Annotated in this window: 15 protein-coding genes; 13 read left to right on the forward strand and 2 right to left on the reverse strand. The window is 69.7% G+C overall.

All coding sequences use genetic code 11. The features are described 5' to 3' along the window. Positions 1 to 16 precede the first annotated feature (16 nt). The gene (locus tag JOE59_RS17360; protein ID WP_204462728.1) at positions 17 to 526 is read right to left on the reverse strand and encodes a MarR family winged helix-turn-helix transcriptional regulator; all 510 of its coding nucleotides are present in this window, start codon (positions 524 to 526) and stop codon (positions 17 to 19) included. A gap of 98 nt (positions 527 to 624) precedes the next feature. Between JOE59_RS17360 and JOE59_RS17365 the strand changes: the two genes are divergently transcribed. The 9 genes from JOE59_RS17365 (at position 625) to JOE59_RS17405 (ending at position 7,911) form a co-directional block, all read left to right on the forward strand. Then, entirely contained in the window at positions 625 to 1,707 is a 1,083-nt protein-coding gene (locus JOE59_RS17365) for an alkene reductase (protein WP_204462730.1), read from the forward strand. Positions 1,708 to 1,743: 36 nt separating this feature from the next. Further along, complete coding sequence (locus JOE59_RS17370) at positions 1,744 to 2,679, forward strand: NADP-dependent oxidoreductase (protein WP_204462732.1); 936 nt, start codon at positions 1,744 to 1,746, stop codon at positions 2,677 to 2,679. Between the two features lie 111 nt (positions 2,680 to 2,790). Next, positions 2,791 to 3,552, forward strand: coding sequence for an SDR family oxidoreductase (locus JOE59_RS17375; RefSeq protein ID WP_204462734.1), 762 nt, complete (start codon positions 2,791 to 2,793; stop codon positions 3,550 to 3,552). A gap of 6 nt (positions 3,553 to 3,558) precedes the next feature. Beyond that, complete coding sequence (locus JOE59_RS17380) at positions 3,559 to 4,344, forward strand: SDR family oxidoreductase (RefSeq protein WP_204462736.1); 786 nt, start codon at positions 3,559 to 3,561, stop codon at positions 4,342 to 4,344. A 38-nt stretch (positions 4,345 to 4,382) separates the two neighbouring features. Continuing rightward, positions 4,383 to 5,144, forward strand: coding sequence for an SDR family oxidoreductase (locus tag JOE59_RS17385; protein ID WP_204462738.1), 762 nt, complete (start codon positions 4,383 to 4,385; stop codon positions 5,142 to 5,144). A 29-nt stretch (positions 5,145 to 5,173) separates the two neighbouring features. After that, complete coding sequence (locus JOE59_RS17390; RefSeq protein WP_204462740.1) at positions 5,174 to 5,836, forward strand: TrmH family RNA methyltransferase; 663 nt, start codon at positions 5,174 to 5,176, stop codon at positions 5,834 to 5,836. A gap of 139 nt (positions 5,837 to 5,975) precedes the next feature. Further along, positions 5,976 to 6,992 (forward strand): magnesium/cobalt transporter CorA, encoded by a 1,017-nt coding sequence (gene corA, locus JOE59_RS17395; protein WP_204462742.1) that lies wholly within the window; start codon positions 5,976 to 5,978, stop codon positions 6,990 to 6,992. 56 nt (positions 6,993 to 7,048) lie between these two features. Further along, positions 7,049 to 7,417, forward strand: a complete 369-nt coding sequence (locus JOE59_RS17400; RefSeq protein ID WP_056012179.1) for a nuclear transport factor 2 family protein — start codon at positions 7,049 to 7,051, stop codon at positions 7,415 to 7,417. Positions 7,418 to 7,572: 155 nt separating this feature from the next. Further along, a complete protein-coding gene (locus JOE59_RS17405) occupies positions 7,573 to 7,911 on the forward strand; it encodes a hypothetical protein (protein WP_204462744.1) in 339 nt (112 codons plus the stop codon). A 111-nt stretch (positions 7,912 to 8,022) separates the two neighbouring features. On the opposite strand, the gene argG is transcribed toward JOE59_RS17405, so the two are convergent. Continuing rightward, positions 8,023 to 9,450, reverse strand: a complete 1,428-nt coding sequence (argG, locus tag JOE59_RS17410) for an argininosuccinate synthase (RefSeq protein WP_204462746.1) — start codon at positions 9,448 to 9,450, stop codon at positions 8,023 to 8,025. A gap of 202 nt (positions 9,451 to 9,652) precedes the next feature. Between argG and JOE59_RS17415 the strand changes: the two genes are divergently transcribed. The 4 genes from JOE59_RS17415 to JOE59_RS17430 all read left to right on the forward strand — a co-directional run bounded on the left by JOE59_RS17415 (position 9,653) and on the right by JOE59_RS17430 (position 20,971). Continuing rightward, complete coding sequence (locus JOE59_RS17415; protein WP_204462749.1) at positions 9,653 to 11,113, forward strand: S8 family peptidase; 1,461 nt, start codon at positions 9,653 to 9,655, stop codon at positions 11,111 to 11,113. 115 nt (positions 11,114 to 11,228) lie between these two features. Next, on the forward strand, positions 11,229 to 11,780 hold the full coding sequence (locus tag JOE59_RS17420) for a DUF3151 family protein (RefSeq protein WP_307837105.1): 552 nt from the start codon (positions 11,229 to 11,231) through the stop codon (positions 11,778 to 11,780). 1 nt (position 11,781) lies between these two features. Continuing rightward, complete coding sequence (locus JOE59_RS17425) at positions 11,782 to 13,068, forward strand: adenylosuccinate synthase (protein ID WP_074259638.1); 1,287 nt, start codon at positions 11,782 to 11,784, stop codon at positions 13,066 to 13,068. A gap of 175 nt (positions 13,069 to 13,243) precedes the next feature. Continuing rightward, entirely contained in the window at positions 13,244 to 20,971 is a 7,728-nt protein-coding gene (locus JOE59_RS17430; protein ID WP_204462753.1) for a DUF5979 domain-containing protein, read from the forward strand. Positions 20,972 to 21,044: the final 73 nt, after the last annotated feature.

Below are 21,044 nucleotides of genomic sequence, written 5' to 3' on the forward strand. Positions count from 1 at the left end.
ACTCCTCATGCGCGTGTCAGCCGCGCGCGTTCCTCCCGGCGCCACCCGCTGCCGACCGGGGCGGCTGCGCGCGCATGACCGCCGAGACGAGACCGAGCAGTCGGGAGAGCTCCTCGCGGTCCGTCGGGTCCAGCGCATCGACGAGCACCGCTCGGACGACCTCGATGTGCCCGGGAAGCACGCGTTCGAGCCGGGCGACGCCCTCCGCAGTGAGGATCACGTTGACGCTTCGCTCGTCGTCGGAGGACGGTTCGCGCACCACGAGTCCGGCTTGCTCGAGTCGATCGACCTGGTAGGTCAGACCGCTGCGGCTGTGCACCAGCCGGTCGGCGAGTGCGGTCATCGTGCTCCGCCTCGATGCGTCCTCACCGAGGATCGCGAGGATCTGGAACTGCGTGAAGCTCAGACCGCCGTCATCGCGCAATTGTCGTGCCACGCCGTGCTGCACGAGGGAGCTCACCTCGAGGAGCGAGAAGTAGACGCCGAACTCGGGAGGCAGCGCAGGAGGCACGGTTGGGGCGGACATAACGCGATCCTACGAAGAAGTTCGTTCGAATTGGAAATAATCGAACGAGCATCACTGTTTCGAATTCGTAGCAAGTAATTCGAATTCGAAGGAGTGTCATGACGAAGACAGACATCGAGACCACGCAGGCGTTGTGGGCGCCGACGCGACTTGGCCGCATCCCGCTCGCCCACCGCCTCGCGATGGCACCGATGACCCGGAGCCGGGCCACAGGCGACGGGCTCGTGACCAGGCTCACGCAGACCTACTACGCCCAGCGCGGGTCGCTCGCGATGCTCATCACCGAGGGGACCCAGCCGTCGGAAGACGGGCAGGGCTACCTGGCGACGCCCGGCATCCACAACGAGGCCCAGGCCGAGGCCTGGCGTGACGTCGCCACCGCGGTCCACGAGGCTGGATCGACGCTCGTCATCCAGCTCATGCACGTCGGCCGAGTCGCCCACCCCTCCAACACGCCGCACGGCCGGGCTCCACTCGCCCCATCGGCGATCGCCGCACAGGGCGACATGTTCACCGCGGCCGGGCCGCAGCCCATGGCCCTGCCGCGTGAGATGAGCGGAGCCGACCTCGAGCAGACGATCGCCGACTTCCGGCATGCCGCCCGTCTCGCGGTCGACGCCGGAGCCGACGGCGTCGAGATCCACGGCGCGAACGGCTACCTCCTGCACCAGTTCGTGAGCACCAACGCCAACCGCCGCGTCGACGGATACGGCGGAGACATCTCGGGCCGCGTCCGCTTTCCGGTCGAGGTCGCGACCGCGGTCGCCGAGGAGATCGGTGCCGACCGGGTCGGCTATCGCATCAGCCCCGGCAGCCCGCTCGGCGACATCGTCGAGGACGACGTCGCCGAGATCTACGGCGCGCTCGTCGACGCGCTCGCTCCGCTCGGGCTCGCCTACCTGCACGTCGTGCATCTCGGCGACGAGGTGCTGCTGCGCGACATCCGCGATCGCTGGGCAGGAGGGCTCGTGCTCAACCGAGCCGGCGCCGACATCGACCGCCGCGTGCAGGACCTGCGCGACGGACTCGCCGACGTCGTGAGCGTCGGTGCCCTCGCGCTCGCGAACCCGGATCTGCCCGCCCGCATCCGGGCCGGAGCATCGATGAACGCGCCAGACCTGTCCGCTCTCTACGGCGGTGGAGAGCGCGGGTACACCGACTACCCGCGGCTCGCCGCCTGATCATCCACGAACCATCCAGACGAAAGGAACCGCATCATGCGCGCCATCCGATACTCCGCCTACGGCACCCCGACCGTGCTCGAAACCGTCGAGGTACCCCGTCCCGTCGCCGGCCCCGGCGAGGCCCTCGTGCGAGTCGCGGGCACCACGTTCAACCACGTCGACGCGACCATCCGCACCGGCGCCCTGGCGAACGCCTTCCCGATCGAGCTGCCCCACACTCCCGGCATCGACCTCAGCGGCACCGTCGTCGCCATCGGACCGGGTGTGGCCGGCGACCTCGTCGGCCGGAACGTCATCGCGTTCCTGTCCATGACCGCCCCGGGTGCGGCGGCCGAATACGTCACCGTGCCGGCCGATTCGCTCGCCCCGGCTCCGGAGTCCGTTCCCCTGCCGGACGCGGCCTCGCTCGCGTCGAGCGGACTCACCGCATGGCAAGCCGTCGAGTCGGCCGGTGTGCGCCCCGGCCAATCGGTGCTCGTGAACGGTGCCGGCGGCGGGGTCGGCGCCTTCGTCGTGCAACTCGCCGCACGGGCCGGTGCGACGGTGATCGCGACGGCCGGTGCGCGCAGCCGCGACGCCGTGCTCGCGCACGGTGCGAGCGAGGTGATCGACTACACCGAACGCTCCGTGGTGGACACGATGAGCCGGCCGGTCGACGTCGTCGTGAATCTCGTGCGAACGACGCCCGAGGAGACCGCGGCGCTCGTCGCGCTCGTCGAGCCGGGCGGCGCGTTCGTCTCGACGACGACACCGGGCGTCGCGCCCGCAGGCACGGGGATTCGCACCGTGAGCGTCTTCGCACGCAGCGATGCCGCCCAGCTCGCTCGGCTCGCGGACCTGGTCGATGCAGGGGAACTGCACCTCGATGTGAGCGCTCGCCACCCGCTGAAGGACCTTGCCCGGGTGCACACGCTGGCTCAGGCCGGGGCACTGCGCGGAAAGGTGCTCCTCACGCCGACCGAGTGGTGACAGAGGGCGGCGACGGCGAATTCACTCACACTCGTCACAGATCGGATGGGAGTCCGGTCAGAGTTCGTGACGGCAGCGGAATGACCGCTGCCCTGACGGAAGGCACCAGTCATGAAGATCGTCGTCATCGGAGGCACCGGCCTCATCGGCTCGAAGGTCGTCGAACACCTCATCGAGCACGGCCACGAAGCCGTCGCCGCCTCTCCGAACTCGGGCGTGAACACCATCACCGGCGAGGGCCTCGCCGAAGTGCTCGTGGGCGCGAACGTCGTCGTCGACGTGTCGAACTCGCCGTCGTTCGCCGACGACGACGTGCTCGCGTTCTTCACCACGTCGACCTCGAATCTGCTCGAAGCCGAAGGTGCTGCCGGCGTGACCCATCACGTGGCGCTCTCGATCGTCGGCGCCGAACTCCTGCCGAACAGCGGATACCTGCGCGCCAAGGTCGCGCAGGAGCAGCTCATCGAGGAGTCGGGGCAGCCGTACTCGATCGTGCGCGCGACGCAGTTCTTCGAGTTCGTCGGACGCATCGCCGACGAGGCGACCGTCGACGGCGTGGCACGTCTCAGCACGGGACTCATGCAACCGATCGCGGCAGCGGATGTCTCGGCCGCCGTCGCCCGCGTCGCCGCCGGCGACCCGATCAACGGCACCCTCGAGATCGGCGGGCCCGAGCGCTTCGGCCAGGACGAGTTCGTGCGCGTCGGCATGGCAGCCAAGGCCGACCCCCGCACCGTCATCGGCGACCCTGAGGCACCGTACTTCGGCACGAAGCTCACCGGCACCGAACTCGTGCCCCTGAGCGAGGGCGCGCAGCTCTCGACGACGAGGTTCAGCGACTGGCTCGCAGGCCAGTCGGCGCCGGTGAAGTAGCCCGCCATGCGCATCTCGGTCATCGGCGGCACCGGTCTCATCGGCACCCGACTCGTGGCGCGGCTCATCGGCGCCGGCCACGACGTCGTCGTGGCGTCGCGCGCGACCGGCGTCAACTCCTACACCGGCGAGGGGCTCGAGGAAGCACTCGCCGGTGCGGAGGTGCTCATCGACGTCTCCAATTCCGACTACCTCGACGAGGCGGCCGCGAACGAGTTCTTCTACGGCTCGACGCTGAACCTGCTCACCTACGGCGCCGCGGCGGGTGTCGCCCACCACGTGGCGCTCTCCGTCGTCGGCACCGACCGGCTCGCCCGCACCGAAGGAGGGTACTTCGCCGCGAAGGCGGCGCAGGAGCGGCTCATCCGACAGTCGGGTCGTCCGTACTCGATCGTGCACGCGACCCAGTTCTTCGAGTTCATCGCGAACATCGCCGATGCGGGTACGAGCCGCAACGTCGTGCGGCTCTCCCGGGCGCTGTTCCAGCCGATGGCCGCCGACGACGTCGCCGCCGCCGTCGCGACGGTCGCCGTCGGGGCACCGGTGAACCGGGTCCTCGAGTTCGCCGGCCCCGAGCAGTTCCGGCTCGAGGAACTCGTCCGCCGTCGGCTGCGCGATCGCAACGACCTGCGCGACGTGAAGGTCGACCCGCTAGCCCGCTACTTCGGCACCGACCTCGAGGAGCGCGAGTTGCTTCCCGGCCCCGACGCGACGATCGCAACGACCCGATACGAGGACTGGATCGATGCCGGTGGCCGCCCGAACGTCGCACTCGAAGGCAGGTCGGCGTAGCCGCGTCGCCGAAGAACACTCCGCTGGAAGGATCCGCAATGAACTCCGAAGAGACGCTCGAGGCGCAACGCCCGCTCGAGGGGAGGGTCGTCCTCGTCACGGGGGCGTCATCCGGCATCGGCCGGGAGACCGCCCTGGCACTGTCGAGGGCCGGCGCTCGCGTCGCCATCGGCGCCCGCCGCATCGACCGGCTCGCCTCCCTCGTCGACGAAGCGTCCGGCGAGGTCGTGCCCCTGCAGCTCGATGTCACCGACTCGGCGTCGGTGCAGCGCGCCGTCACCGAGACGGTCGGCCACTTCGGCAGGCTCGACGCGCTCGTGAACAATGCCGGGCTCATGCAGAGCGGCCTGATCCTCGGGGCGGACGTGCGCGAGTGGCAGCGCATGGTCGACACGAACCTGCTCGGCTCGATGTACGCGGTGCACGCCGCGCTGCCGCACCTCCTCGAGACGAAGGGTGCGGTCGTGCAGGTGTCGTCGACCGCCGCACGGTCGGCCTCCCTCGGCAGTGGCGTCTACGCCGCCACGAAGTTCGGCATCGGCGCATTCGCGGAGTCGCTGCGTCAGGAGGTCACCCGTCAGGGCGTTCGCGTGATCGTGATCCAACCGGGCTTCGTCGACACCGAGCTCACGAGCCACATCACCGATCCGACCATGCAGGCCGCGGCGGCCGACATCGCCGCGTCGATGCGCACGCTCCGGCCCGACGACATCGCCGCGGCGATCGTCTACGCGCTCGGCCAGCCCGAGCACGTCTCGGTCAACGAGATCCTGGTGCGCCCGACCGACCAGGTGCGCTAGCGGGACCCGAAGGCGGATAGCGTGGCAGGGTGGATGCAGAACCGGATGAGTCGAGCGGTGTCGAGCCGGTGCTGACCCACGGCGTCGGGCCGTGGCCGGGCGGCGAGGCCGAGTGGCCCGAAGAGCCGCACTTCGACCCCGAGCTGCTCGAGCACGGCGACACGCGCAACGTCATCGACCGGTACCGGTACTGGCGCATGGACGCGATCGTCGCCGATCTCGACGAGCATCGGCACCGGTTCCACGTGGCCATCGAGAACTGGCAGCACGACATGAACATCGGCTCGATCGTGCGGAGTGCGAACGCCTTCGCGGCCGACACCGTGCACATCATCGGCCGTCGCCGCTGGAACAAGCGGGGCGCGATGGTCACCGACCGCTACCAGCACGTCGTCTACCACCCGGATGTCGCGGCCTTCGCCGAGTGGGCGCACGAGGCATCCGTGCCCGTGATAGCCGTCGACAACGTCGAGGGCTCCGTGCCGATCGAAGCCTTCGCGTGGCCGGAGCGCTGCGTGCTGCTCTTCGGCCAGGAGGGACCGGGGCTCTCGCCCGAGGCGACCGCAGCGGCGGACGCGATCGTCGAGATCACGCAGTACGGCTCGACCCGCTCGCTCAACGCGAGCGCCGCCGCTGCGATCGCCATGCACTCGTGGGTGCTGACGCATGCTGTGCCGCCCGCTGCAGGTTGAGCCTGTCGAAACCGGAGCCCGTCGAAACCTGAGCCTGTAGAAACCTGAGCCGCCGAAACCTGTGCCTGCCGGAACCGGAGCCCGCTCACGACCGGGTTTCGGCGAGCTCAACCGGCAGATGCCTGACAGACTGGGCCCGATGACGGTCATCGACAACGCGATCTACCGCGACGGCACGCGCGTCGCGACCCCGACGTCCCTCGACGAGACGTTCGAGCGGCGCGCCGAGCACGGCGGCTTCGCGTGGATCGGGCTCTACCGGCCGACCGACGCCGAACTCGATGCGCTCGCGCAGGAGTTCGGCCTGCACCCCCTCGCGGTGGAGGACACGCGCAAGGGCCACCAGCGGGCCAAGCTCGAGCGCTACGGCGACACCCTCTTCGTGGTGCTGCGCCCTGCGCGCTACCTCGACGAGGTGGAGCAGGTGGAGTTCGGCGAGCTGCATGTGTTCATCGGACCCGACTTCGCGATCACCATCCGCCATGCCGAGTCCCCGAACCTCGCGCGCGTGCGCAATCGGCTCGAGTCCGCGCCGGAACTGCTCGCGAAGGGCCCCGAGGCGGTGCTCTACGCCGTGCTCGACGAGGTCGTCGACGAGTACTCGCCGGTCGACCTCGGGCTCGAGAACGACATCGACGAGATCGAGGAGCAGCTCTTCTCGGGCGATCCCGAGGTCACCCGGCGCATCTACGACCTCGCGAGCGAGGTCATGGAGTTCCAGCGCGCCACCCGGCCGCTCGTGGGCATGTTCGACGCCCTCGAGCGCGGCTTCGAGAAGTACGCCATCGACCTCGAGCTGCAGCGGTACCTGCGCGACGTGAAGGACCACGTCATCCGCATCGTCGAGCGCGGCGACACGTTCCGCCAACTGCTGCAGAACGCCCTGCAGGTGCACTCCACGCTCGTCGCGCAGCGGCAGAACGAGGAGACGAAGGTGCTCTCCGAGGCCGCCGTCGCCCAGAGCGAGCAGGCCAAGAAGGTCTCGAGCTGGGCCGCGATCATCTTCGCGCCGACGCTCGTGGCCGGCATCTACGGCATGAACTTCACGCACATGCCCGAACTCGACAAGCCGTGGGGCTATCCGTTCGCGGTCGCGCTCATGCTCGCCTTCGCGGGCGTGCTGTACGGACTCTTCAAGCGCAAGGGCTGGCTCTGACCGTCGTCTTCGCGCGGCCTCTTCCCGCAGCATCCGATCGCGGTTACCGTTGGGGCATGACCGAGATCACCGATGATCTGCCCGCTCGACTCATGCACGAGGAACACGCCGGATGGCGGGCGATCGTCGAGGGCCGGGGCGGCGAGCACTATCAGCGCGCGATGACCCGCGACGCACTCATGATCGTCGACGGCGCCGCGTTCGGGCGCGACGAGATCCTCACGGCGATGCGGAGCGCGCCGCCGTGGGACGAGTACCACCTGCACGAGCCGGCGGTGATCCGGCTCGGCGATCGTGCCGGGATCCTCGTCTATCGTGCAGAGGCGCGCCGGGGCGACGACACCGTGAACCTCCGCATGTCGACGACCTACCTCATCGAGGGCGGCTCGTGGCGGGTGGCGGCGCACCAGCAGACCGCCGCCTGACCCGGGGCGTGTCCCCCGGTTTGGGGTACGCCCGCCACCGTGCATCGGCCTACCCTTCAGGTGTGCGCGGTACCGGCGACGTCGGCACTCGCACCGGGTGCGTCGCTCCCTCTGGCAGCGGCACCCGAGACCCGAGTCGAGGGGAGACTCAACCGATGTCCACCAGCACACGCCGTCTGACGGCAGGGCTCGCCGCAGTGCCGTTCATCGCGCTCAGCGTGCTCGGAGCCGGCGTCGCCGCCAACGCGACGTCGCCGGTCGACGGCGACCACAAGGTGCCGTACTGCCACGCGACGCACAGCGCCAAGAACCCGTTCGTCTACATCGAGACCGACAAGATCGCCGTCGTCAAGGCGCACGCGAAGCACCAGGACGAAGAAGACGTCTATCCGGGATTCTGGTACGACGACCACGGCACGCCGACCTGGTTCGCGGGTCGCGGCGACCCCGACTTCGCCGAGAACGGCTGCACCGGGGAACGTCCTCCGAGCTGAGCTACTGCCCGGCTCGGCGGTCGATCAGCAGGGGGAAGCGATCGACAGCTCGGGTGGGCCGCCCGGGGGGACGGCTCGCCCGAGTGATCTCGCGCCTCGGGCTCGCGCGCCTCAGTCGGTGCCGAGGTCGAACGCGGAGGCCTCGTTCGCTGCATCCGTCGCCGCCTCGAGGTCGGACTCGGCCGGACCCGCGAGGATCTGCGCGGCGTCGCCGACCGAGAGGTCGCCGACGAGCGCAGCGGTCGCGCCGCCCACCAGGTTGAGGTGCGCGTACTGCTCGAGGCGGGCGCGCGAGTCGGCGATGTCGAGGTTGCGCATCGTGAGCTGGCCGATGCGGTCCTCGGGGCCGAAGGCCTGGTCGCCGACGCGCTCCATCGAGAGCTTCTCGGCCTGGTAGCTGAGCGAGGGGCCCGTCGTGTTCATGATCGTGTAGTCGTCGCCGCGGCGCAGGCGGAGCGTCACCTCGCCCGTGACGGCCGAGGCGACCCAGCGCACGATCGACTCGCGCAGCATGAGCGACTGCGGGTCGAGCCAGCGGCCCTCGTACATGAGGCGCCCGAGGCGGCGGCCCTCGTTGTGGTAGTTCGCGATCGTGTCCTCGTTGTGGATCGCGTTGAGCAGGCGCTCGTACGCGATGTGCAGCAGGGCCATGCCCGGTGCCTCGTAGATGCCGCGCGACTTCGCCTCGATGATGCGGTTCTCGATCTGGTCGCTCATGCCGAGGCCGTGACGGCCGCCGATGGCGTTGGCCTCGAGCACGAGCGCGACGGCGTCGTCGAACACGACGCCGTTGAGGGCGACGGGACGGCCCTGCTCGAAGCGCACCGTGATGTCTTCGGTGGCGATCTCGACCGACTCGTCCCAGAACTTCACGCCCATGATCGGCTCGACCGTGGTGATGCCGGCGTCGAGCTCCTCGAGCACCTTGGCCTCGTGCGTCGCGCCCCAGATGTTCGCGTCGGTCGAATAGGCCTTCTCGGCTGAGGCGCGGTACGGCAGGTCGCGCTGCTGCAGCCACTCGCTCATCTCGGCGCGGCCGCCGAGCTCGGTGACGAAGTCGGCGTCGAGCCACGGCTTGTAGATGCGCAGGCGCGGGTTTGCCATGAGGCCGTAGCGGTAGAACCGCTCGATGTCGTTGCCCTTGTAGGTCGAGCCGTCGCCCCAGATGTCGACGCCGTCTTCGAGCATCGCGCGCACGAGCAGCGTGCCGGTGACCGCGCGGCCGAGCGGGGTCGTGTTGAAGTACGCCTTGCCGCCCGAGCGGATGTGGAACGCACCGCACTGCAGCGCGACGAGGCCCTCTTCGACGAGTGCCGCGCGGCAGTCGACGAGGCGCGAGATCTCGGCGCCGTACTCGATGGCGCGGCCGGGAACGGCCTCGACGTCGGGCTCGTCGGGCTGGCCGAGGTCGGCCGTGTAGGTGCAGGGCACTGCACCCTTCTCGCGCATCCACGCGACCGCGACCGAGGTGTCGAGGCCGCCGGAGAAGGCGATGCCGACGCGTTCGCCGACGGGCAGGCTGGAGAGGACTTTCGACATGCCCACCAGCCTACTTGCCGGTCGCGCCCTTCGACCGCGGTGCGTCGTCGCCTTGCGCTAGCCCTGCCGCACCTTCGGCAATAGACTCGCGCCACCGGCCGCGCGGCATCAACGTTGCCTCCGCTCGTCGCACCCTCTGGACGGGCCGGTCCGCCTGCCGACCCGGCCGGCGGTACTCCACTCGTGTCGAACGGAGACAGGGATGAACAAATCCAGACTGGTCGGGGTGGCCTCAGCCGCCGCCCTGGCGATCGGCCTCATCGGGGCAGCTGCGGGACCCGCAGTGGCGGCGCCTGCCGCGGCCACCGGGCCGGAGACCGGCTACCTCGTGCTCGCGCCGCAGGGCAAGAGCGTCGCGAAGGCGGCGGCACGCGTCGCCGCTGCCGGAGGCACGGTCGTGGCCTCGTACGACCAGATCGGCGTGCTCGTGGTGCGCTCGACGAACACGGCGTTCACCACCGCCGTCGCAGGGGCGGGCGTCCAGTCCGTCGCCTCGACCGACGGGCTCGGCACGACGCTCGTCGACGACGAGGAGTCCGTCGCCCTCGACGCATCCGCGGTCGAAGCCGCCGGTGACCCGACTGGCGAGCAGTACTGGGGCCTGCAGTGGGACATGACCCAGATCGACGTCGACAAGGCGCACGAGATCACGACGGGCGACCCGTCGGTCGTGGTCGGCGTGCTCGACTCGGGCATCGACGCGACCCACCCCGACCTCGCGACGCAGGTCGCGAAGGACCAGAGCGCCTCGTGCATCGGCGGCGTGGCGGACACGAGTGAAGCGGCATGGAGCCCCACCACCTCCGACCACGGCACGCACGTCGCCGGCACGATCGCCGCCGCCATCAACGGCGTCGGCATCGCGGGCGTCGCCCCGGGCGTGAAGGTCGCCTCGGTCAAGGTCGTCGACGACGACGGCTTCATCTACCCCGAGGCCGCGATCTGCGGTTACCTCTGGGCCGCCGACCACGACATGCCCGTCACCAACAACAGCTACTTCATCGACCCGTGGGAGTTCAACTGCGTGAACGACCCGCGTCAGCGGCCGGTCTGGCAGGCCGTGCAGCGCGCACTCGCGTACTCCACGGCGCAGGGCACCCTCACGGTGGCCTCGGCGGGCAACAGCAACGTCGACCTGCAGCACAAGTTCATCGACTCGAGCAGCCCGAACGACGGCAGCTACCCGGTCGAGGATCGCACCATCACGGGCGCATGCCGCGACCTGCCTGCTGAGGCACCGGGTGTCGTGACGGTCTCGGCCGTCGGCCCGAACGAGCAGAAGAGCTACTACTCGTCGTACGGCCTGGGCGTCGTCGATGTGACGGCTCCCGGCGGCGACACCCGCTTCCGCACCGGCGGCGTCTCCCCGACCCCCGCCGACGGCGTGCTCTCGACCGTCTACCCGGGCGGCGGCTGGGGCTACAAGCAGGGCACCTCGATGGCTGGCCCGCACGTGGCAGGCGTCGCGGCGCTCGCCGTGTCGGCGCACCCGGGCATGAAGCCGGGCGCACTCGCCTCGCTGCTCGAGCGCACCTCCGAGTCGCTGCCGTGCCCCGACGGCGTCTTCGAACCGCGCCCGGGATGGCCGGCCGTCTGCACCGGTGGTGAGCGCAACGGCTTCTACGGAGCCGGCAACATCAACGCGCTCAACGTCGTGCAGTAGCAGTCCGAGCGGATTCGCCGCGAGGGGCCGGACCGAATGGTCCGGCCCCTCGTGGGTTTCGAGAAGCCGCTTCGCACCTCCTCAACCCGCGAGTGCCCCCGCGATAAGGTTGAGTGTGACTCCAGACCAATCAGCACCGGAGCCCGAGGCCTCGCTCGCCGATGAACCAGAGGTGCGCCAGGCGATCGCCGACGGCGATCGGGCGTCCGTCGCGGCGGTCGTCACGGGACATCCGTCGTCGCCGCTCGCCTGGACCGAGCTCGCCGACCTCGCCGATTCCGAGGGGCGAACGATCGAGTCCTACGCCTTCGCCTCCGTCGCCGCCGACCTCGCCCGCGAGCAGCTCACCGCCGGTGGCTGGCAGCCGGGCGACCCCGTCTCGTGGTCCGACGAGCCCAACCGCGCCTATCTGCGCGCCCTCGACACCCAGCGCCGTGCCGCCGAGGGCCTCGGCCTCGACGAGCGCGCCGCCCGACTCGCCGATGAGCTCGCCACCGCCGACCCCGAGGCCCCGGCGCGCATCGCTTCCGAGTTCACGCCGACCCAGCTGATCACGATCGTGGGCGGTGCTGCGGTGCTGTTCGAGCCCGCGGCATCCGCTGAGGCGATCGTCGGCGACCCGATTGCAGAACCCGCCGCGACCGACGCGGCGGCAGGAGAGGACTGACATGCCCGCGGCCGTACTCATCGGTGCACAGTGGGGCGACGAGGGCAAGGGCAAGGCGACCGACCTGCTCGGCTCGCGCCTCGACTACGTCGTCAAGTTCAACGGCGGCAACAACGCCGGCCACACCGTCGTCATCGGCGACGAGAAGTACGCCCTGCACCTGCTGCCGTCGGGCATCCTGACACCCGGCGTCACCCCGGTCATCGGCAACGGCGTCGTGGTCGACGTCGAGGTGCTCTTCGAAGAGCTCGAGGGCCTCGAGGCGCGCGGCGTCGACGTCTCGAAGCTGCGCATCTCGGCCAACGCCCACCTCATCACGCAATACCACCGCACGCTCGACAAGGTGACGGAGCGCTTCCTCGGCAAGCGCCAGATCGGCACCACCGGCCGCGGCATCGGCCCGGCCTACGCCGACAAGATCAACCGCGTCGGCATCCGCATGCAGGACCTGTTCGACGAGAACATCCTGCGGCAGAAGGTCGAGGGCGCGCTCGACCAGAAGAACCACCTGCTCGTGAAGATCTACAACCGTCGGGCGATCTCCGTCGACGAGATCGTCGACGAGATGCTGGCGTACGTCGACCGACTGCGCCCGATGGTCACCGACACCGCGCTGCTGCTGCACCAGGCGCTCGAGCGCAACGAGACGGTGCTCTTCGAGGGCGGCCAGGCGACGATGCTCGACGTCGACCACGGCACCTACCCGTTCGTCACCTCGTCGAACGCGACGAGCGGCGGGGCGATCACCGGTTCGGGCATCGCGCCCAACAAGATCGACCGCGTCATCGCGGTGATCAAGGCGTACACGACCCGTGTCGGCGCCGGCCCGTTCCCGACCGAGCTCTTCGACGAGTGGGGCGACTTCCTCACCGAACAGGGGCACGAGTTCGGCACGACGACGGGGCGCAAGCGCCGTACCGGCTGGTACGACGCGCCGATCGCCCGCTACTCGGCGCGCATCAACGGCGTCACCGACTTCGTGCTCACCAAGCTCGACGTGCTCACGGGCATCGAGCGCATCCCCGTCGCCGTCGCGTACGACGTCGACGGTCAGCGCTTCGACGAGGTGCCGGTCTCGCAGTCCGACTTCCACCACGCGAAGCCGATCTACGAGGAGTTCCCCGGCTGGACCGAGGACATCTCGGGTGCCCGCGAGTTCTCCGACCTGCCCGCGAACGCCCAGTCCTATGTGCGCGAGCTCGAGGCCATGAGCGGCTCCCGCATCTCGGCCATCGGCGTCGGCCCCGGCCGCGACGAGATCGTCACGCTGCACGACCTGCTCGGCTGACGCCGACGCGCCGACGCGCCGAGGGCCGAACGCCGACGCGCCGAGGGCCGACGGCGGTCGGCGAGCCCTTCCCTCTCCCCGTTCACGCTCGATAGGGTCGAAATCGGGTGCCCCCGTTCGGGGGTACTCGAATCAGCCCGGGGGCGGCCGCACGGCCGAGGGCGAGGGGGAGTAGATGTCGGTCATACGTCGTACGCTCGCGGGCGTCGTGGCAGCCGTGTTCGCGATCGGGCTCACGGCTCCGGCCGTGCTGCCGGCCGTCGCCGCACCGGATGACGCTGTCTTCCTCCTCACGAAGACGGTCAACCCCGATACCTCTCCGTACGAGCCGGGTGAGCAGTTCAGCTACACGATCGAGCTGACCTGCAACAGCAACCTCGCCTCCACCTGCTACGACGCGGAGCTCACCGACACGCTGCCCGAGCCCCTGATCCTCGACCCCTCAGTGACGCCCCCCGTCTCCGTGAGCGGCGGCGGCACGAGCACGCTCGAGTACGCCACCTCGGACTTCACCGTCGACTTCACCACGCAGGGCGGTTCCGGCACCGGGCAGCCGGCCGGAACCAAGGCCTCGATCACGGTCTTCGTGCAGGTACCCGACGACATCAGCGCCGATTACAACGGTGCGAGCATCGTGAACACGGCCTCGGCGACCGGCACCAACGCGCTGCCGAAGGATGCCTCGGCGACGATCACGCTCGAGGTGCCCGAGGTGCTCGACTCGACGGTGCAGAAGTCGGTCGACGACCACCAGACCGACGGCTCGCCCGGCATCCCCGCGCTGCCCGGCCAGCCCGTCGACTACACGATCGGCGGCGGAAACGCCTCGAACCGATCGGTCGACGAGATCGTCGTGCAGGACCCGGCCGACGGGGCCTCGAGCCCGTTCGACTCCTCCTTCGACTTCACCGGCATCACCTCGATCACCCCACCGGCGGGTGCCGACCAGGTCGAGATCGAATGGCTCGACGAGAACGGCGACTGGCAGGTCGCCTACGCGACCGGGCCGATCCCGACCGACTTCACGGACATCCCCGACGTCGATCCGCTCTCGGATGTGAAGGGACTGCGGTTCACCTTCAGCTCGACGACCGGCCAGTTGCCGCCGACGCCCGCCGGCGAGGAGGCCTCCATCGGCATCGGCGCCGAGACGAACGACACCGTCGAGAGCATTCCGAGGGACCAGTCGGTGACGGTGCCGAACACCGCGTCGTCGAACATCGTCGTGCACGGCGACTCGAGCACACCGAAGACCGCCCCTGGCGACGCCGTCGTCTCGAACACCGGGCCGTTCGTCGACACCGAGAAGTCGTTCGCCAACCCGAATCTGCTCGCCGGTCAGCAGACCACCGCGACGATCACGTCGACCAACGGCTTCCGCCCCGTCACCTCCATGGTCGTCCAGGAGCCGACGCCCGGTTCGCCCGACCTCGGTGAGCAGGGCCTCGACTTCGACGGGTTCACCGACGGCGTCGTGTGGCCGCCGAACGCCACCGGCGCGACCGTCACGTACGTCTACGACGACGGCACCGACGAGACCCTCGACGCGGATGCCCCGAACACCCTGCCCGACCCGACGAAGGATGGCGTCGTGGGCTTCACGGTCACCTTCACCGGGCCGATCATCCAGAACGCGGCCGCGACCCTGCCCTTCACCGTGACGGCCCAGCCCGTCGACACCGAAGACGTCGTGAGCACCAACGACACGACGACGACCGTCACCGACGAGGTCGGCCTGTCGGGCACCGACGAGGACTCGGCCGACATCACGCGGCAGCCCGGCCGGGTCTCGACGACGATCGAGAAGAACATCGCGCGCGATGAGATCTGGGCCGTGCCCGGCTCGACCACCGATGTGAGCTTCCACGGCACCGTCAACAACCAGGCTCCGAACCCGTCGACGATCGGCTCCGAGTACCTCATCGTGAGCGACCCGCCGAACCCGCAGCCCGGCGACCCGGTGACGCCCTTCTGGAACACCTTCGACGCGAGCCGGATCGTCGCCGGCGTGCCGGCGAATGCCGACCTTCAGGTGCAGTACTGGAACGGGGAGGAATGGGTCGACCTCCCGGGCGGGCAACTCGACGGCGAGGGCAACCTGGTCGTGGCGATTCCCGCCGACCTTCAGGACGACATCGAGGGCATCCGCTTCGTCTACACCCCGAAGCCCGGCGAGCTGCTGCCGCCCGGATTCCAGGTCACGCCGACGATCACGGTCGAGACCCGTGACCAGTTCCGCGACGGCACCACCGGGTCGGTCGCAGACGCAGCCGAGACCGCCGACCCGCTGACGGTCGCGAACACCGCGGGTTCCGCCGTCGAGAACCCGAACGACGCGAGCCCGGAGGACAACACCGCGACCGACGGCGACCAGATCGACCTGAAGCCGATCGACGGCGGCGGCCCAGGGCCCGACCTCCTTGAGAAGCACTGGATCGTCGACCCGGCCGATCCCCTCTTCGCCTTCACCGAGGACCGGCGCACGGCCCGCATCTCGTGGTCGACCGAAGGCCTGCCGTTCGACTCGGTCGCGATCACCGACGATCCGACCGCGGGCACCGACTACAGCGACGCGGCGATCGCGCAGTCGACGTTCGACGCCTGGAACCTCGTCGAGATCGGCGCGATCGACTCGACCACCGACCCGGCGATGCAATTCGACCGAATCGCCGCCGTCGAACTCTTCAACGGCGACACCGGTACGTGGGACGACGTCACGGCCGCCGCGTGCGGCGACGGTACGGCGTGCGACGGGGCGTTCCCCGGATACACCCTCTCGGACGAGGAGGTCGAAAGCACCCGCGCCGTGCGTCTCACCTACGAGGAGGGATCGCACCGCGGCGACGGCACCGGGCCGATCGAAGGGTCGGGTGTGGCATCATCGTACGGCCACACGCGCAATCTCGACCTCGTGTTCGAGCTGCGAGACTTCAAGCGCAGCGACGGCGGACCGGTGACGGGCACGCTGCACGGCGAGGACTTCAACTCGGGCCAGCCCGGTGTGGTGAACAACACCGCCGGCCTCGTCGGCGACGGTCCCGCGCCGATCGATGAGCGCGACGCCGACCTGATCACGATCCTCGATGCGACGGTCAACGTCTCGGTGTCGAAGACCTTCGATCAGGACTCGCTGCCGATCCCCCCTGCGACCGAACCGCAGGCCAGCTACCCGCTCGTGAACGCCACGATCACGGCCCGCAACGAGACCGAGACCGCAGTGGCGACCCTGCAGATCTCCGACCCGGCACCCGGTTCGGCGACCGACGCGTACGAGTACCTCAACCTCTACCGCATCGCCTCGATCTCCGTGCCGGCAGAGGCGACCCAGTCGACGGTCACGCTCACGCGCGAGGGCGGCATCGTCGACCCGCCGATCTCGATCGAGGACGCGCTCGCGCTGGGGCACAGTCAGCTCACCGACGTCATCGGCATCGAGGTGCTGCACACCGACCCCGACGGCGTCTCGATCCTGAGCACGGAGCAGAGCACGGTCGTGCTCACCTACCAGCTCCGCAGGTTCGAGCGCAGCGCTCCCGCCGACCCGGTGACGACCGATGACCTCGCCACCAACGTCGCCGGGGCCGAGGTCACGCGGCCGGGCGACAACCCCGCCATCGACGAGGCATCCGGCACCGCCACCGACACCCTCCCGTTCGTCGCGGCGAGCTACGGCGTGGTCGCGCAGAAGAGCATCGACCCAGCCTCGCGCTACGAGAACGAGCCGCGCGACGGCTACACCGTGACGCTCACCGGCCAGCCGACAGGGAACGTGCGCACGAAGGTGCTCACGATCACAGATGCGGAGGCGACCTTCTGGAACGCCTTCGAGTTCGCCTCGTTCCCCACTGAGACGCTTCCGCCGAACCTGCACCAGCTGCGGGTCTCGGCACTCGCCGGGGTCGACTGGGCGCTCGATGCGGGCACCGGCGAGCTCGGCTACACCTGTGACGGCTCAGCCGATCTCACCGATTGCTGGGTCGTCGGCGAGTGGCAGAATGCGGCCTCCGACGGCACGGTCGACCCGGTGCTCCCGGGCGGCGTCTCCAACGCCGAGGTGCGTGGGCTCCGGTTCGACGTGCGGGTCGACGCCGACTCGTCGAACTGGGAGAACCCGATCAACCCGGTCGTGCCGATCGCCTTCACGGCAGACCGGCTGGAATTCCTGCATCACGGGCCGGCCGGCGAGGTCGACACCGTGCCGGTGCCCACGACGCAACCGGGCCAGCCGACGGCCCCGGGTGAAGACGCAGCGGGCACCATGACCGATGTCGTCGACGTGCACGGCACGGGAGCCTGGATCGATGACGGCGGCACGGTCTGGGAGGCCGATGACGACGCCTCCGACGTCACGCAACTACTGCACCTGCAGAACGCGATCAAGGTCGAGAAGACCCCGGGCAACGGCTCGGATGGCGCGGCGTCGCAGCAGTTCCCGCCCACGGGAGCCATCCCGTACCGCATGACCGTCACCAACACCGGCGACTGGCCGATGACCGGTCTCGAGCTCACGGACCAGGTCGCGACCGACGCCACCGGCTCGATGCTCGTCGCGGTGCCGGGTGCCGACCCGGTGTTCAGGTTCACGCTCACGGCGGGCGACGGAACCGAGCTCGACGCGAGCGGGTTCTCGGGCGAGCTCGACACCACCACCGGCGTCGTGACGATCACGGTGCCCGACGGGTTCGTCTTCGAACCGGGCGACGTGCTCGTGATCTCGGCCGCACTGCAGTTCCGACCCGGCCTCGCGCCGGGGACCCCGGTCGGCAACACGATCTCGGCGACGAGCGACCGCACCTTCGACACGTGCGAATCGACGGCGTTCGCCCAGCCGGTGCCCGCGACGCAGGTCGTCGACGACTGCGCGGCGAACACGACGGTCAACCCGTCCGCAGCGGCCCCGATCGCGCTGCAGAAGGGCGTGCGAGGCCTCGGTGCCGGAGTACCGGGGGCCGCGCCGGGCGACCCGAACTACGACGACCTCGGGGTGCTCGACACGACCGACCCGGACTCGGCCGACGCATGCGCCCAGCCGAACGCCCTGATCCCCGGCTTCTACCTCAGCAACTGCGTTCCGATCACGCGCCCCGGCGGCATCGAACGGTGGGCCATCGCCTTCACGAACCTCGGCAACGTCCCCGTGGAGTCGATCGGCGGAATCGACGTGCTGCCGGCGATCGGTGACACCGGCGTGACCATCGGCACGAACCGCGGCTCCGAATGGTCGCCGGTCTTCCTCGGCAACGTCACCGTCCTCGACCCCACCATCTCGTTCAGGAGCTACTACCTGACGACGGTTCCCGCGACCGCCTGCAACGCGGCGGACATCGAGTTCAGCACGCGCACGACGTCGATGCCGACCGATGACCCCTGTTACGGCGATGTGAGCACGCGCGACTGGATCGAGTTCACCGACGCCACGCCGGCGGCCGAGCTCGCCCAGGCCAGGGCGATCAAGGTCGTCGTCAGCTGGCCCGACGGGCGAGGTCTCTCGCCGCGGGCGTCCGGCGGGCTCACCTTCGACACGCAGACCCCGTACTCGAACCCCGCCGCGGTGGACGGCGGCCTCCCCATCGCGTGGAACGCGGTCGCGGCCGGTTCACGTGCCGAGTTCAATGCCGAGGAGATCTACCAGGGTCCGGTCGAGCCGGTGCGTTCGGGCGTGGCCGTGCCGACCGGTGACATCGCACTCGAGAAGGAGGTCGTCGTCCCCGACGACTGGCCCGCCGAGTGGCCGCTGCCCGCCTCATACGACTTCGACGTGCAGTGCACGTCGGGGGGTGAACCGGTCACGCTCGGCGACGGCGACGGAAACGCTCCGTCTCCGGTGACCGTGCCGGCCGATGGTACCGAGGTCGTCTTCGGCGAGGGCACGAACTTGCCGATGTACTCCGAGTGCACCGTGCAGGAGATCGCGGCACAGGGCTCGACGGTCACGTACGACCCAGCCGGTGCCGACGGCCGCTCGGGCGAGGTGACGGCGCGCCGAGACCTGACGTCCCGGACCGACATCCATCACCCGGCGCCCGACGGCGCGGAGCTGGAGCAGGTGACCGTCACGAACACCTACGAGCTCGGCGGGTTCACCGTCAGCAAGGCCGTCGACAACGGCGGCGCCGAGAACCAGGACGGCGACGAGATCGTCTACGAAACGGTCTACCGCTTCAACGCGAGCTGCGTGTTCGAGGGCGAGACGGTGTTCGACGTCGACTTCGAGTTGACGGCCGGCGAGTCCCTGCCGTTCGAGCCGCTGCCGGTGGGTTCGGTCTGCACGGTCGAGGAGACCGATCAGGCCGGGGCCGACTCGTCGATCGTCGTCACGCAGGACGGGGTGGAGGACGATCTCGGCGACGTCACGACGGCCGAGTTCACCGTGCTGCCCGATGATGAGACCGGCCAGGCGGTCACCCTCGTCGCCGTGACGAACAGCTACTCCGTCGGTTCGGTCGAGATCGTGAAGTCGGTCACCGGCACCGGTGCCGACGCATGGGGCGGCAGCTTCGGCGACTTCGAGGTGCGGCTCGTCTGCACCCTTCCGGCCGCGGACCCCGACACGGTCTACGACGGCACGCACACCCTGACGAAGGATGCCCCGGGCGACGTGTGGCTCGTCGAGAACCTGCCGACCGGGGCCGAGTGCGACGTCACCGAGATCGACGACGGCGGTGCCACCGCGTCGTCGGTGTCGCCCGAGATGCCGATCGTCGTCGGCGACGCCTCCGCCGAAGACCCCGTGCGGGTCGACATCGACAACGAGTTCCGCACCGGGTCGCTCGACGTGCTGAAGTCGATGTCCGGCCCCGGAGCAGGCGACTTCTCCGAGGGCGAGTACGTCTTCGAGGTCGTCTGCACCTACGAGGACACGACCGTGGTCGACGAGGAGCTCGTCGTGGTGAGCGACGGCGGCGACGGGCCGTTCCGGAGTCAGACGATCACCGGCATCCCAGTGGGAGCGGAGTGCGTCGTCACCGAGACGGATGCGGGCCACGCGGATGACCCGGCGGCGCCGGTGACGGTGACCATCGCCGACCAGGCCGAGGCGGGCGTCGAGACCGTCGTCACCGCCGGGTTCGTCAACGAGTTCTCGCTCGGCACCGTCGAGCTCGCGAAGGAGGTCGACGGCGAAGCGGCCGATGCCGAGTACGTCGCCGATGCGGTGTTCACGGTGCAGCTCACCTGCCAGGTCGAGGTCGACGGCGAGCTCGTCACCCTCTACGACGGCGCGATCGAGATCACGGCCGGTGAGACGATCGAGGTCGTCGACGCGAACGGCGATCCCGTGCACCTGCCGGGCGGCACGCACTGCTTCGCGACCGAGACGGATGCGGGCGGCGCGTCGAGCGCGGCGGTCGACTTCGACTCATACGAGAACGCGGCGATCGTCGAGGCATCCGACACGGCGCAGCTGTTGACGATCACGGCGACCAACACCTTCGACTCGGGCAGCATCGAGCTCGAGAAGACGGTGAGCGGCGCGGTCGACCAGGCCGCGGGCAAGTCCTTCGAGATCGAGCTCACCTGCGTGCTCGATCGGGGGGCGAACGACCCGTACGTCGCGCTCGACGCCGAACTGGTGACGATCACCGCCGGCGAGACGAAGCGCTTCGACGAACTGCCGGTCGGCGCGGAGTGCTGGGCTGAAGAGGTCGACGACGGCGGCGCGGTCGAGGTCACGGTCAGCGCGACCGAGGCGACGCCGGTGGTTGTGGGCGGCGACGAGATCGTGACCATCACGGTCGACAACCGCTTCGCCCCGCCGTTGCCCGCGACGGGCTTCGACGGCGACGCGCTCGCCGCTCGCCTGACGTGGGCGCTGCTCCTCACCGGTGGCGGGTTGGCGCTCGTGGCGTTCGTGCTCGTGCGCCGGCGACGGAGCCGAGCCGAGCTGAGGCTCGGCACCCGCTGAGGCACGGCACTCGCTGACGCGGCGGAACGAAGAACGCCCGGCCGGGATGTCCCGGCCGGGCGTTGCTCGTCGT

The sequence above is a fragment of the Agromyces cerinus genome, from assembly GCF_016907835.1.
Classification (GTDB): Bacteria; Actinomycetota; Actinomycetes; order Actinomycetales; family Microbacteriaceae; genus Agromyces; species Agromyces nitratus.

What these genes read in the sequence shown, in the direction of transcription:
- JOE59_RS17365 (WP_204462730.1), top strand. Translation starts at nt 625, where the DNA reads ATGACGAAGACAGACATCGAGACCACGCAGGCGTTGTGGGCGCCGACG.
- JOE59_RS17360 (WP_204462728.1), bottom strand. Translation starts at nt 526, where the DNA reads ATGTCCGCCCCAACCGTGCCTCCTGCGCTGCCTCCCGAGTTCGGCGTC.
- corA (WP_204462742.1), top strand. Translation starts at nt 5,976, where the DNA reads ATGACGGTCATCGACAACGCGATCTACCGCGACGGCACGCGCGTCGCG.
- JOE59_RS17380 (WP_204462736.1), top strand. Translation starts at nt 3,559, where the DNA reads ATGCGCATCTCGGTCATCGGCGGCACCGGTCTCATCGGCACCCGACTC.
- argG (WP_204462746.1), bottom strand. Translation starts at nt 9,450, where the DNA reads ATGTCGAAAGTCCTCTCCAGCCTGCCCGTCGGCGAACGCGTCGGCATC.
- JOE59_RS17385 (WP_204462738.1), top strand. Translation starts at nt 4,383, where the DNA reads ATGAACTCCGAAGAGACGCTCGAGGCGCAACGCCCGCTCGAGGGGAGG.
- JOE59_RS17405 (WP_204462744.1), top strand. Translation starts at nt 7,573, where the DNA reads ATGTCCACCAGCACACGCCGTCTGACGGCAGGGCTCGCCGCAGTGCCG.
- JOE59_RS17375 (WP_204462734.1), top strand. Translation starts at nt 2,791, where the DNA reads ATGAAGATCGTCGTCATCGGAGGCACCGGCCTCATCGGCTCGAAGGTC.
- JOE59_RS17400 (WP_056012179.1), top strand. Translation starts at nt 7,049, where the DNA reads ATGACCGAGATCACCGATGATCTGCCCGCTCGACTCATGCACGAGGAA.
- JOE59_RS17425 (WP_074259638.1), top strand. Translation starts at nt 11,782, where the DNA reads ATGCCCGCGGCCGTACTCATCGGTGCACAGTGGGGCGACGAGGGCAAG.
- JOE59_RS17370 (WP_204462732.1), top strand. Translation starts at nt 1,744, where the DNA reads ATGCGCGCCATCCGATACTCCGCCTACGGCACCCCGACCGTGCTCGAA.
- JOE59_RS17430 (WP_204462753.1), top strand. Translation starts at nt 13,244, where the DNA reads ATGTCGGTCATACGTCGTACGCTCGCGGGCGTCGTGGCAGCCGTGTTC.
- JOE59_RS17415 (WP_204462749.1), top strand. Translation starts at nt 9,653, where the DNA reads ATGAACAAATCCAGACTGGTCGGGGTGGCCTCAGCCGCCGCCCTGGCG.